13 protein-coding genes and 1 tRNA gene are annotated in these 13294 nt (G+C 61.6%); 9 read left to right on the forward strand and 5 right to left on the reverse strand.

What is annotated here, in order from left to right; all coding sequences use genetic code 11:
* Positions 1-93 precede the first annotated feature (93 nt).
* Positions 94-1356 carry an MFS transporter gene (locus MOV80_RS11870; protein ID WP_081575836.1) on the reverse strand — a complete coding sequence of 421 codons (1263 nt, stop codon included), beginning with the start codon at positions 1354-1356 and terminating at the stop codon, positions 94-96.
* A gap of 563 nt (positions 1357-1919) precedes the next feature.
* Here MOV80_RS11870 and MOV80_RS11875 point away from each other — a divergent pair.
* From MOV80_RS11875 to MOV80_RS11915, 9 genes are all read left to right on the forward strand, one after another.
* Positions 1920-3314 carry an L-cystine transporter gene (locus MOV80_RS11875; protein ID WP_107731671.1) on the forward strand — a complete coding sequence of 465 codons (1395 nt, stop codon included), beginning with the start codon at positions 1920-1922 and terminating at the stop codon, positions 3312-3314.
* A gap of 192 nt (positions 3315-3506) precedes the next feature.
* Complete coding sequence (locus MOV80_RS11880) at positions 3507-4844, forward strand: CoA-disulfide reductase (RefSeq protein WP_118268255.1); 1338 nt, start codon at positions 3507-3509, stop codon at positions 4842-4844.
* 153 nt (positions 4845-4997) lie between these two features.
* Positions 4998-6089 carry an iron-sulfur cluster carrier protein ApbC gene (apbC, locus tag MOV80_RS11885; RefSeq protein WP_043590891.1) on the forward strand — a complete coding sequence of 364 codons (1092 nt, stop codon included), beginning with the start codon at positions 4998-5000 and terminating at the stop codon, positions 6087-6089.
* A gap of 10 nt (positions 6090-6099) precedes the next feature.
* Positions 6100-6882, forward strand: coding sequence for a glutamate racemase (murI, locus tag MOV80_RS11890; protein WP_043590890.1), 783 nt, complete (start codon positions 6100-6102; stop codon positions 6880-6882).
* Positions 6879-7331 (forward strand): ribonuclease domain-containing protein, encoded by a 453-nt coding sequence (locus MOV80_RS11895; protein WP_019103579.1) that lies wholly within the window; start codon positions 6879-6881, stop codon positions 7329-7331. The genes murI and MOV80_RS11895 overlap by 4 nt, the downstream gene beginning before the upstream one ends.
* A complete protein-coding gene (locus tag MOV80_RS11900; RefSeq protein WP_019103578.1) occupies positions 7322-7600 on the forward strand; it encodes a barstar family protein in 279 nt (92 codons plus the stop codon). Before MOV80_RS11895 ends, MOV80_RS11900 begins: the two co-directional genes overlap by 10 nt.
* Before the next feature lie 353 nt (positions 7601-7953).
* Positions 7954-9186 (forward strand): cation:dicarboxylase symporter family transporter, encoded by a 1233-nt coding sequence (locus MOV80_RS11905; RefSeq protein WP_019103577.1) that lies wholly within the window; start codon positions 7954-7956, stop codon positions 9184-9186.
* 113 nt (positions 9187-9299) lie between these two features.
* A tRNA-Ser gene (locus tag MOV80_RS11910) sits at positions 9300-9389 on the forward strand.
* 117 nt (positions 9390-9506) lie between these two features.
* Entirely contained in the window at positions 9507-9887 is a 381-nt protein-coding gene (locus MOV80_RS11915) for a hypothetical protein (RefSeq protein ID WP_107731669.1), read from the forward strand.
* Positions 9888-10410: 523 nt separating this feature from the next.
* On the opposite strand, the gene MOV80_RS11920 is transcribed toward MOV80_RS11915, so the two are convergent.
* The 4 genes from MOV80_RS11920 to MOV80_RS11935 are packed head-to-tail and all read right to left on the reverse strand — an operon-like array spanning position 10411 to position 13239.
* Positions 10411-11553 (reverse strand): tetratricopeptide repeat protein, encoded by a 1143-nt coding sequence (locus MOV80_RS11920; protein ID WP_083860646.1) that lies wholly within the window; start codon positions 11551-11553, stop codon positions 10411-10413.
* Complete coding sequence (locus MOV80_RS11925; RefSeq protein WP_019101851.1) at positions 11550-11927, reverse strand: hypothetical protein; 378 nt, start codon at positions 11925-11927, stop codon at positions 11550-11552. The genes MOV80_RS11920 and MOV80_RS11925 overlap by 4 nt, the downstream gene beginning before the upstream one ends.
* Before the next feature lie 27 nt (positions 11928-11954).
* Positions 11955-12539: a tetratricopeptide repeat protein gene (locus tag MOV80_RS11930; RefSeq protein ID WP_107731668.1), complete on the reverse strand. Its 585-nt coding sequence runs from the start codon at positions 12537-12539 to the stop codon at positions 11955-11957.
* Positions 12540-12567: 28 nt separating this feature from the next.
* Positions 12568-13239, reverse strand: coding sequence for a flagellar basal body L-ring protein FlgH (locus MOV80_RS11935; protein ID WP_249605125.1), 672 nt, complete (start codon positions 13237-13239; stop codon positions 12568-12570).
* Between the last annotated feature and the right edge of the window lie 55 nt (positions 13240-13294).

The following is a 13294-nucleotide window of genomic DNA, read 5'->3' on the forward strand; positions in this document are numbered from 1 at the left end:
GGTCACGATGGATATCCGGGATGCTGCCGCTGATAAAACAAAGCCCGGCCGCGCATGCGGGCCGGGCTTTAGTTTGCGGAATCAGACGCCGGCTCAAGAAACCTGGCTGGCCAGTTCCGGCTGTTTGGCTTCGGCTTGCTGCGCTCGCTCCAGCATCGCCCAGCGCACAGTACTGCGCGCCACCCGCACATAGGCCAGCGAGAAGGCCAGCGACAGGCAGGCGAAGCCCAACATGCCCGCCTGCTGATAAGCGAGGCGGAATAGCTCCACGCCCAACGCGTAGCCGGCCATGGACAGCATGCTCATGCTGGCGGACACCGTGCCCTTGCCGGCGGCGTCGCAAGACATCAAGGCGAAACGATACAGCACGCCAAAGGCCAAGCCTTCGCCGAAGGCCATCAACATCATGCCCGCCACCATGAAGTACTGCGGGTGCGCGGACCAGAGCACGCCGGACAGCATCAGGCTGAGGCCGATCACAATGGGCCACATGCCGATCAACGCGGAACGGCCCAGCGGCCAGCGGCCGGCCACCAGCACCAGCGCCAGATTGCCGGCGATCAGGCCGCCGAACACCGGCAACTGCATCAGGCCGTATTCCAGCGCGCTCATGTGCAGATCATGGATCAACAGCACCGGCGACATGGCAATCCAGCCCATCAGCGGCAGCGCCAGTAAGGGAATGCACAGCGCGGACAATACGAAACGGCCGTTGCTGAATACTTTCAGGTAATCCCGCCCCATCTGCGCCAGCGGCAGCTTTTCATGGCTGGGCTGGGTGGTTTCCGGCATTTTCCACAGCAGGCCCAACAAGGCCAGGAAAGACAGCGCGGCAATCAGCAGGAAGCTGGTGCGCCACGGCGCCAGCTCCATCAAGGCGGCGCCGGCCAGCGGGCCGGCCAAGGGAGCGATCAGCGCCACATTGGCCATCAGCGCGGTGACCTTGACCGCGGCCTTTTCTTCAAAGGCTTCCTGCACCGCGGCGTAGCCGACGGCGTTAATGAAGCACAGACCGATGCCCTGCAGCAGGCGCAGCGCGATGAAGGCTTCGATGGAACTGACCAGATAGGTGGCCAGGCAGGTCACGGTGAAGTAGGCGACGCCGAACAGCAGCACCGGCCGGCGGCCGATGCGATCGGACAAGGGGCCGGTCAGCCAGGACAGCAGCGCGCCGCCCAGCAAAAAGGCAGTCATCGACGCCGGCACCCAAGAGGCATCGACCAGGAATTCCCGGGTCACGGCCAACATCGCCGGCTGCACCATGTCGTTGCAGATGTAGACGGCGAATTCGAACAGAACCAGAGCCAGCGGGAACAATAGATTGGAACGGCTAAGCTTTGCGTGTAGAGCGGACATTACGGAGGTGCAGCCTTTCTGAGACCGGCAAGCGGCGGCGCGCTTGCCCATGCGGCCGGACGGACAAGGGCCAATAAAGCGAAAAAAGGGCGCAATTGTACCTGCAGAACTCCCTCCGCGCAAAGCAATTTTTGCCACAAACACAATAAAAACAGCTATTTGCGGTCAAGACAATCAATCTTACCCAAGCAAGAGGGGCAACACGCCGCGCCATTGCGGCCCTCCGCTTTATCGCCCCGACCCAAGATCGCCGCGCGGCTGATAGAAAAACAATCAATAAGCTTATACTTATTAATATAAGTAAAAAGAATGGAACCTCGGTAAAATACTACCTTTATCACCGTATCTACCGGCTTGGCCGCGCGTGTTCACTCGCGCATCGCCCGGCCTGGATGAAGCTTTTTATCAGGATTCCACGCTCGTCTGACCTCGCTCAACAAACCGGCGCCCTGCCGTCGCTACCCTGAGCCCAGCTCGCCGCCCCACCCCAAACCTCCTACACCCAACCGGCCCGGGCGGCCAGTGAAACCTGACGACAAAACCAATAGATTAAGGGGTTTCCCATGACCTTGACCGTCATCGCCACGCTAGCCGTCACGCTGGCCTTGCTGGCGCTGCTGTGGCAGCAGCAACGCACCCACGTTTCTTTCACCAAACGGGTCTTCACCGGCCTGGCGCTGGGCGTCGCCTTCGGCGCCGCTCTGCAATGGCTCGCCCAACCCGGCTCGCCGGCGCTAGCCGCCTGCCTGGAACTATGTGAAATCATCGGCTCCGGCTATGTGAAGCTGCTGCAGATGATCGTGATCCCGCTGATCATGGTGTCCATCATCGCCGCGCTGCTCAAGCTGGAAGGCGGCTCGTCTCTGGGCAAAATCAGCGCCGCCACCCTGGGCGTGCTCTTGTTCACCACGATGCTCGCCGCCGGCGCCGGCATTCTGATGGCCAATCTGTTCGGCCTCAGCGCCGAGGGCCTGACCGCTGGCGCCGCCGAAGTGGCGCGCGGCGAATCGCTGGTGAAGAACCTGAGTACGGTCGAAGACCTGTCCTTCAGCAAGCTGGTGCTGGACTTCCTGCCGGCCAACCCCTTCCTGGACATGACCGGCGCGCGCAAGACCTCCACCATCGCAGTGGTGATCTTCTCCGTGCTGATCGGCCTATCCGCCACCGGCATCGCCCGCAAAAAGCCCGAGCTGTTCGCCAGCTTCAGCCACTTCATCGCCGTGGCCCAGGCCATCGTGATGCGCATGGTGACCCTGGTGCTGCGCTTGACGCCCTATGGCGTGTTCGCGTTGATGACCAAGGTGGTGTCCGGCTCCAGCTGGACCGACATCGTCAACCTGATCAATTTCGTGCTGGCCTCTTACGGCGCGATGCTGCTGATGTTTGCCGTGCATCTGCTTCTGGTGGGCCTGGCCGGCGTCAACCCGCTGCGCTGGACTAAAAAGGTGATTCCGGTGCTGACCTTCGCCTTCACCTCGCGCACCAGCGCCGGTTCTATTCCAATGAACGTGGCCACGCAGAACAAGCTGTTGGGCATTCCGGACGGCATCGCCAACTTCGCGGCCTCCTTTGGCGCCACTATCGGCCAGAACGGCTGCGCCGGCATCTACCCGGCCATGCTGGCGGTGATGATCGCCCCCACCGTGGGCGTCAATCCGATGGACCTACACTTCATCGTGCCGCTGATCGCCATCATCACCATCAGTTCCTTCGGCGTGGCGGGCGTTGGCGGCGGCGCCACCTTCGCCGCCCTGATCGTACTGTCCGCGCTGGACTTCCCGGTAGCGCTGGCCGGCCTGCTGATCTCGATCGAGCCGTTGATCGACATGGGCCGCACCGCGCTCAACGTCAGCGGCTCCATCACCGCCGGCACGGTAACCAGCCGCTTGCTGGGCCAGATCGATATGCAGGTGTTCAATAGCGATCGCGAAATCAATTTGGACGAAGAGATGGCTTAACGCTCTGCGCGCGAAGCAGCCTTGAAAACCGCCTGGGAATGCCGATTTACAGCCTGTAAACTAAGCATCCACGGCGGTTTTACCATTAAAGCGGGCAAGAAAACCCCACAGGCCGCCTGAGAGCGCGGACAGAGGCCGCCGCACGGCGAAACGATACAGTGCGGCGCTGCAAAACCCGTACGGAAACACTATATGAAAATCGTCATCATCGGCGGCGAAGCCGCCGGCATGAGCGCGGCGGCCAAGGCGCGCCGCAGCGCGCCGCAAGCTGAAATCGACGTCTACGAGATGTCCGACATCATCTCTTTCGGCGCTTGCGGCCTCCCCTATTTCGTCGGCGGCGAGTTCGACGATCCCGGCTATATGGCCGAATTCAGCGTGGAAGACTTCGCCAAGCGCAATATCCGCGTGCACACCGGCCACCAGGCGCTGAGCATAGACCCCGCCGCCAAGCGGGTGCGCGTGCGCAGGCTGGCGGACGGAGAAGCCTTCGACGTCGCTTACGACAAACTGATGATCGCCACCGGCGCCAGCGAGATCCGGCCGCCGCTGCCGGGCCTGGACTTGCACGGCGTACACACGCTGCGGGTAATGGAGGACGGCCTGGCGCTGCGCGCCGCCGCGGCCCGCGACGAGGTGCGCGAGGTTGTCATCATCGGCGCCGGCTTCATCGGCCTGGAGCTGGCAGAAGCCATGGTTCGCCTGGGCAAGCGAGTGCGGCTGATCCAACTGGCCGAGCGGGTAATGCCGGACGCCTTCGACGCCGAAATCACCAGCCTGATGGAGCAGGAATTGCGCGAACACGGCGTGGCGCTGCACCTGTCCGAGGCCGTCACCGCGCTGAGCGGCGACGGCGCGGTGCAAAGCGTGGTCACCGAACGGGGCGAATACCCGGCCGATCTGGTGGTGCTGAGCATAGGCATCCGCCCCAATACCGCCTTCGCCGCCGACGCCGGCCTCACGCGACTGGGCAACGGCGCCATCGTGGTCAACGCCTACGGCGAAACCAGCCTGCCGGACATCTACTCCGCCGGAGACTGCGCGGCCGCTCCGCATCAGTTGACCGGCCAACCGGTCTACGTGGCGCTGGCCACCGGGGCCAACAAGCTGGGCCGCCTGGTGGGCGAGAACCTGGCCGGCGGCCACCAGGCCTATCCCGGCACCCTGGGCTCCGCCGCGGTGCGGGTGCTGTCGCTGGACGCCGCGCGCACCGGCCTGTCCGACGCGCAAGCGCGCGCGGCCGGCTTCGATTGCAAGAGCGTGCTGGTCAAAGACAAAAACCACACCAACTACGTGCCCAGCCAGGCGGAAGTCCACGTCAAACTCTGCTATGAAACCGGCAGCCAGCGGCTGCTGGGCGCGCAGATGATAGGCCACAACGGCGATGTGGTGCACCGGCTGGACGCGCTGGCCGTAGCCATCGCCAAAGGCGTCAGCGCGCGCGAACTGGGCATGATGGACTTCTGCTACGCGCCGCCGTTCGCCCGCACCTGGGACGTGCTCAACGTCGCCGGCAACGTGGTCAAATAAACCAGGCTGGCAGCAAGCCCAACTTGCCCGCGCCGATGCCAGCGCGGGCAAGTTGGGGTACACTGCCGGACAGCCACAGATTCAACGGATGTCCTCCCCATGCTTTCCAAGCTCACCCGCCTTTTCCAGTCCTCACCGGGAACCGAAAACAGCATGTCACTCAGCGATGCTCAAGTGCTGGAAGCCGTGTCCAGCCTGATCGACGACAATACCGGCAAACCCTTCGTCGCCGCCAAGGCGGTGAAAAACATCAAGATCAGCGACGCCGAGCTGTCGCTGGACGTGGTGCTGGCCTACCCGGCCAACAGCCAGCACGAATCCGTGCGCCAGCGCTTTGAAGCCGCGCTGGCGCCGCTGGCCGAGCAACGCAAACTAAGCGTGCGCGTGGGCAGCCAGATCACCAGCCACTCCGCCCAGCGCGGCGTGCCGCTGCTCTCCGGCGTCAAGAACGTGATCGCCGTCGCCTCCGGCAAGGGCGGCGTGGGCAAATCCACCACCGCGGCCAACCTGGCGCTGGCGCTGTCCGCGGAAGGCGCGCGCGTCGGCATCCTGGACGCCGACATCTACGGCCCGTCCCAGCCGCTGATGATGGGCTTGCAGGGCCAGCGTCCGGAAACCCCGGACGGCAAGAGCCTGAAGCCGCTGGAAAACCATGGCGTGCAAACCATGTCCATCGGCTACTTGGTGGACGCGGATCAGGCCATGGTCTGGCGCGGCCCCATGGTCAGCCAGGCACTGCAACAGTTGCTCAACGACACCCGCTGGGACAATCTGGACTATCTGGTCATCGACATGCCGCCGGGCACCGGCGACATCCAGCTGACGCTGTCGCAAAAAGTGCCTGTCACCGGCGCCGTCATCGTCACCACCCCGCAGGACATCGCGCTGCTGGACGCGCGCAAGGGCGTCACCATGTTCCAGAAAGTGGGCATTCCCATCCTGGGCATGGTGGAGAACATGGCCATCCACGTCTGCTCCAACTGCGGTCACGCCGAACACATCTTCGGCGAAGGCGGCGCGGCGCGGATGGCGGCGGACTTCGGCGTGGACGTGCTGGGCTCCTTGCCGCTGGACATGGGCATCCGCCTGGCGGCGGACGGCGGCACCCCCACGGTGGCGGCCGATCCGGACGGCAAAGTGGCGGAACTGTACAAGGCCATCGCCCGCAAAGTAGCGGTGAAGGTGGGCGAGAAAGCTCAGGACTTCTCCGGCAAATTCCCCAAGATCGTCATCCAAAACAACTGACACACGCATCATGATCGCGATGTTCGACTCCGGCCTCGGCGGCCTTTCGGTATGGAAGGCCGTGCGCGCCGCGCTGCCCGGCTGGGGCATCACCTATCTGGCCGACCAGGCCTACTGCCCCTACGGCCAACGCAGCCACAGCGACATCGCCGAGCGCAGTGTCAGGATGGGCCGCTACCTGCAAGAACAAGGCGCCACCCTGCTGGTGGTGGCCTGCAACACCGCCACCACCGCCGGCATCACCGCCATGCGCCGCGAACTCTCCATCCCGCTGGTGGGCATAGAACCGGCGATCAAGCCGGCGGCGGCCATGAGCCGCACCGGCCGCATCGCAGTGCTGGCCACTCAGGCCACGCTGCAAAGCGAGCGGGTGCGCAAACTGCTGGACACCCACGCAGGCCACGTTGAAGTGCTGCGCCGCGTGGGCGCGGGCTGGGTGGAACAGGTGGAGGCCGGCGAACTGGACAGCCCGCGCACGCGCGAACTGGTGGCGGACGTAGTGCGGCCGCTACTTGGCGAAAACATCGACCACATCGCGCTGGGCTGCACCCATTACCCGTTTTTGGAGCCGCTGATCCGCGAACTCACCGGCGACGGCATCGCTTTGTACGATCCGGCCGAAGCCATTGCCCGGCGCGTGGCCTCGCTGCTGCCGGACACCGCGCCCGCCGCCGCTCCGGCCTACCGCTTCATCACCACCGACGCCGACAACGCCGGCATGCGTCGCATCCTACCGCTGCTGATCGGCGCCGACTATCCGGTTGAATCCCTGCCCCTGGAGCAAGCTCAATGATTCCACGTCTATCGCGCCTGCTGGCGCTGGCCTGTCTGATAGCCACCCCCGCTGCCTGGGCCTTGCCCCAATGCTCGCTAGTAGCGGCCCAAGTCAATCAGCAAGCCGGCAACCGGCTGAACCAGAACGAACTGAGCGCGGTGCTAAGTCAACTGGGCAAGAACGGCCAGCTGCCTCCGCAATTCATCAATAAACGCCAAGCGAAAAACGCCGGCTGGCAACCCGGCCGCAGCCTGTGGAGCGTGCCCGGCCTCAATGGCAAATCGATAGGCGGCGACCGCTTCGGCAATTACGAAAAACGCCTGCCCAAAGGGCAATGGCAGGAAGCCGACTTGAACTATAAAGGGGGCAAGCGCGGTGCTTACCGCATCGTGTTCTCCGGTTCCGGCCAGCGTTTCGTCACCGTGGACCACTACAACCGCTTCATCGAGGTGCCACCATGCCAGTAAAAGTTTGCGAACTGCACCACATCAAAAGTCTGGACCAGTTGTTTGACGAACTAAGCCGGCAACTGCTTTTGCCGGCGCATTTCGGCCGTAATCTGGACGCGCTGTACGACAGCCTGGCCAAAGACGTGGCGGGTCCGTTCGAGATCGTATGGCGCGAAACGGAGGAGGCGCGCAAGGCGCTGGGCGTAGACCTTTACACCACCATTCTGGAAATTCTGGAAACCGTGGCCGAAGAGCGCGGCGATGTCACGCTGGACATCCACCACTGACGCATCAGGCCGCCGCCGCAAGGCGCCGGGGGCGGCCCCATCCCGATGGCAAGCTCATTATCATTCGTTTCCGCAACACATACTCAGCCACGAAATTCAAGACTCGAAATACAACAAAGACAAGCGTTCGCTAATTCACTATAATCCCACCCCTAAATAGGTCAACAACTGTCCTACAACTGGCAGCAACGCCAATAAAATCAAACAACAATAACGTAGGCAGGCCACTACATCGGCAACCTTGACACACACGAAGCGGCTGCTCCCTCCACCGGACCGGCGCCGGCATTGTTTCATTGCGAACTTGCCGTGTTGTTATCAAAACGCTCTCAAATACAGGTAGGAACTTCTCAATGCAGTCGAAAAAACTCACAGGGCTGATCCTGATCGGCCTGGTGCTGGGCATCATTACCGGCTATCTCTATCGCGAGAATGCCGCTAGCGAAGCCGACATCAAAGCCTTCGCAAGCAATATCTCCATCCTGACCGACATCTTCCTGCGCCTGATCAAGATGATCATCGCGCCCTTGGTGGTGTCCACCCTGATCGTGGGCATCGCCAAAATGGGCGACGCCAAGACCGTGGGCCGCATCGGCGGCAAGACCATGCTCTGGTTCATCAGCGCGTCCTTGATGTCCCTGACACTGGGCCTGATCATGGTCAACCTGCTCAAGCCGGGCGTGGCGCTCAACCTGCCTCTGCCGGATACCCACGCCACCAGCGGCATCCAGGCCGGCGCGCTGTCGGTGAAGGACTTCGTCACCCACGCCATCCCCAAGAGCGTGTTTGAAGCGATGGCCACCAACGAGATTCTGCAGATCGTGGTGTTCTCGGTGTTCTTCGGCTGCGCGATGGCGGCTTTGGGCGACCGCGCCAAGCTGCTGATCGACACCATTGACGTGGTGGCTCACGTGATGCTGAAAGTGACCAGCTACGTGATGCTGTTCGCGCCGTTGGCCGTGTTCGGCGCCATCGCCGCCACCGTGGCCAAGGAAGGCCTGAGCATCCTCGCCACCTACGGCAAGTTCATGGCGGAGTTCTACCTGTCCATCGGCATCCTGTGGGGCCTGCTGATCCTGGCCGGCGCGATGTTCATCGGCCCGCGCGTGCTGAAGCTGATGGGCATGATGCGCGAGCCGCTGCTGCTCTCCTTCACCACCGCCAGTTCCGAAGCCGCCTACCCCAAGACCCTGGAACAACTGGAGCGCTTCGGCTGCTCCAACAAGATCGCCAGCTTCGTGCTGCCGATGGGCTACTCCTTCAACCTGGACGGCTCGATGATGTACTGCACCTTCGCCGTCATCTTCATTGCCCAGGCTTACGGCATCGATCTGACGCTGGCGCAGGAAATCTCCATGCTGCTGATTCTGATGCTCACCTCCAAGGGCATGGCCGGCGTGCCGCGCGCCTCACTGGTGGTGATCGCCGCCACCCTGGCCCAATTCAACATACCGGAAGCCGGCCTGCTGCTGTTGCTGGGCATCGACCACTTCCTGGACATGGGCCGCTCCGCCACCAATGTGGTGGGCAATTCCATCGCCACCGCGGTGGTGGCCAAGTGGGAAGGCGAGCTGAAAAAGCACTAAGCAAAACCAGCTCCACGCCATGCGCCGCCCTCCGGGCGGCGTTTTTTATGGCTAGCCGCGACAAGGCTATTGACAGGCAATCCCTTGCCCAATAAAATGCCCCACTCTGAGTCGGAGAGGTGGCAGAGTGGTCGAATGTACCTGACTCGAAATCAGGCGTACGTGCGAGCGTACCGAGGGTTCGAATCCCTCCCTCTCCGCCAGAACCAGACATTGAAGCCCTGAGCCATCAGGGCTTTTTTGTTTTGTCCTTCCGCTTCACCCCCGCCCCGTTTGCGCCTACCATTACAACCTTCCGCCCCTTTCCAAGCAGTACGCGCATGAATCATCTGGTCAACTACGTCAACGCCATCCTGGACGCCCCTTCCCCGCGCCGCGCGCGCCTGGACGGCTCAAGCCGGGACAGCTGGACGGATCAGGGCTATACCGTCGTTGCGGAGCAGTCCACCTATGTTTTCGACGACGGCGCGGTAATCCAGCGGACGACGGAACAGGACGACTACCCGGCCGAGGCCGCCTGCGCCGAGTGCTGGATTCGTTACGAAGTCGTCCGCCAGCCGTCCGGCGACACCGGCGACACCATCCAGCCCGGCCACATCAGCTTCAACAACGCCTGCCGCGAGGCTTTCTGGCGGCGCTACTTCATCACGGCCCCATCCGCCCTAACCAGACAAGAAGACTCTGGAGAAACCAGAAGTTGAATCGCTACAGTGACAGCCCTTTTGAGCACGCACACCCAGAGAACCTAGCCAATGTCTGCTGCGCGTCGGAGATACAGCGTTGAAAACGCCTTCAAATTGCTCATGCACCACGTGTACATTCCGCTTTCTCAGCCATTTTCACCTTGTCTCGCCCTAGCTCGCGAGACTTTGGACAGGTTCTGAAGCGCCCTTACCGCCGATAAGATAGCGAATCTTCAAAGAGACCGACCTTCCCCGCCTAATTAATAGTTATCGAACAGCTTCTGGCTCCTCAAGACAGAACCATGACACTGATAGAAACGATTGGCCTCACTATCGCCCAAGACCGTGGCCCGTACCGCCAAACGTAGCGAGGCAGTGCGCTCCAGCACCCATCGCAGTCCTCAGGCCCCAACTCCTTTACCCTGACACTCTGTCAGTCAGCATATAGAGATGCTTCAAATGCATCTCTCCCTCTCGCTCCTGAAAACGACAAAACCCACCCACCACAATTCAAAATAGCCGGCACGAGCCGGCACCACACTTAAAACGACGATAAGGCCATTGCTCTAGCCAGCGCCTCATTCAACTTGGTGCCATCCGGCAACACCTCGCTATTTAACAATCGATCATGAATAGCCCTGGCTTGCTCGGCCTGGCCCGCCGACTGCAATAACAAACTCTGGGCGTATTGAGCGGGAAAACTGCCGGCATTGAGTCCCAGCGCCCGCCTGACGGACTGCTGCGCTTCTTGCAGGCGCCCTTCCATAATCTCGACGATGGCGAGGCCACCATGAGTATCGGCAAAATTCCGATCCAGCCGTAGCGCCTCCTGTAAAGCCTCCTTGGCTTCTAAGGGGCGATGACTCAAGATTCGACACCAAGCCAGCACATGCCAACTGCCAATATGTCCTGGCATGGCACGCAGCGCCAGAACAACACGGGACTCGGCCTCATCCAATTGCCCATCCAACATGGAAATCAACCCCAAGCCCATCTGCGCACGGCCTGAATTCGGTTTGCTGACACACGCCTGCCGCAGCAAGGGGCGCGCAACCGACAAGTCCTGCTTGCTTAAAGCCAACATACCCAGCACCGTAGCCGCATCCGGATCGGAAGGCGAAAGCTCCAACACCTGACGCGCCACCCTCTCAGCAGCAGCCAGATTCTCTTGATCCAGATACAGCGTCGCCAACAGGCCATACCAGACCAGGTGCCCCGGATACTGCTGCAAAGCCGATTCCGCCGCTAAAACCGCCTCCTCCAGCCGCCCTAAAAAGTGCAGGGCCCGAACATGTAGCGGTCCGGCTTGTGGCAACAGTTCCAATCTCTTGGCCGCTATTGCGGCTTGGGGCTCCGCCTCTTCATAACGCCCTTGCAGCATCAAGACATAGGCCAAATTGTAGAATAAGGCTGGTTCCTCCCAGCCATCGTCCCGCAAGGCTTGGAACGCCGCCGCGGCTTCATCCAGCCGCCCCTGCTGCATCAAGCCAACGCCCTGCAAAGAGCGCCCGCCAAAATGTCCCGGAGCCGCCGCGAACAATCGCTGCAGCGTTGCTTCATATTCATCCTGGCTGCCTGCCTGCAAATGGAGGTCAGCCAGTTCGAGCAGCAAATGAGGGTTGGCCGGATCGGCCGTTAGATAAGCTTTTAGTTGGCTTAATCGCTGATTGAGTTCGGTCATCATGCTTGCTTATGGGATTGTTGCAATTGCTGTCGCAAGTACGCGGCCAGCGTTTCATATTGAGCGTGCTGACGAATCGCCGCCGCCACATCCGCCACCAAGCCGCCAAAAGCTGGATCTGTTGCCGCGCCAGCGCCAAACTCTTCCGCCAGCAAAGCGCGCACATGCACTTCCAGTGCGCGAGACTCCGCATCCGGCCAAGTCGGATCGATGGCGCGTAATTGTTTGGCAATCTGTCGACGCACATCGGCGCCACCGGACGCCTTGACCGCACTGGTAGTCGGCGCGGATTTCGGGGCTGCCGCCTTGTGGCCCTCGACCGAGCGGTTCCTAGCCAACAAGCGCTGCAAAATACCGGCTTTGTCTATCGGCTCCATCGGTTCAATTCCAGCAAAACATCTGCGTCAATGTAGCTTGTCATCTCCACTGGCGGCATAGCCTCGAAGCAGTAAGTTTCCCGCAGAACCGCCTACGGCCGGCTCCCTCTCTGCCACCGGTACAGCATTCTCCTGAACGTCAATCTGCCCCAAAATACGCGTCATGTCCTCGTTCAGCATCGGCGCGGCTTGGTTGGCTGCGATACCTCGCGTCAAGTACTCCCGGCAGGCGGCGAACTCATCCCGAATCAGATGCAGCAAGCCCTGACGGAACAACTGCAGCGGGTGATCCGCAGCCAGAGCCTCCAGTCCCAGCCAGGCTTGCTCGGCCCGATCCGGCTGCCCCTGGGTCAAATGCAGCAAACCCAGCTGGAACCCCGCCATCACCAAGCCCGGCTGCAAAGCCACCGCCTGTTCCATTTCAAGCACTGCGCGGTCAAACAAGCCAATCTGCGCATATTCCGCGCCCAGCAAGTAACGTAGGCGGGCATCTTCGCCATCGTTTCTCACGCCTTGTTTCAACAGTGCCACCGCTTCCGCATGTTGCTGGCTTTCCATCGCCTGCACAGCCAACTGGAAAAGCTCTTCCTGATCCAATACCGCGTAATCCATTACCACTCCATTTCAACAAGTCGCCGCATCAGAACGGCAGCACGCTCATGAAAAAACGAGTCAGCCAGCCGGGCTTGGCAAACAAGCTCTGATTGCCGGCGGTCTGCTGCTCCAATCTAACATCCGTAACCTTGGTGGAGGACACCAAGTTGCCAGGCTGGATATCGCGAGGGTTCACCGTTCCGGACAGCCTGATTTGCTCGCTGCCTTCATTGATCTGGACCTGCTTCTCTCCGCTCACCCGCAAATACCCGTTCGCCAAAACCCCCACCACGGTGACTGAAATGGAACTGGTAAAGCTGCTGCTATTGTTGCGGCTGCCCCGGCCATCCATCTTCTCGTTGCCGGACGCGCTCAATTGGCCAGACAAGGACTTCTTCCCCGGGGACCAGCCAAACATCCGGTTGACGACGGGAGCGTCCATTTCCACCCCCGCCTCGTTGCCAAGCCGGGTGTCCCGGCTGCCTCTGGCCTCCTCGGACAGGCTGGAACTGGCTCGTTCCTGAATCACCACGGTCAGGCTGTCGCCCACGCGGGACGGCACATCATCGCGAAAATAGGACCGATAACGACCAGCCTGATATAGGCTGCCAGGGGTGGTCTGGGCCATGGGAACTGGCATGGGGTCCGCGCTGGTCGGGCCGGCAATCAACGGTTTGGGCGCTACGCAGCCGCCCAGCGCGGACAAGGCCGCAAACAACAGTACTATTCTGGCACAACAAGGCATAATCGATCTTTCAATTGGATGGCGCCCC

The sequence above is a fragment of the Chromobacterium sp. IRSSSOUMB001 genome, assembly GCF_023507765.1.
Taxonomy (GTDB): domain Bacteria; phylum Pseudomonadota; class Gammaproteobacteria; order Burkholderiales; family Chromobacteriaceae; genus Chromobacterium; species Chromobacterium haemolyticum.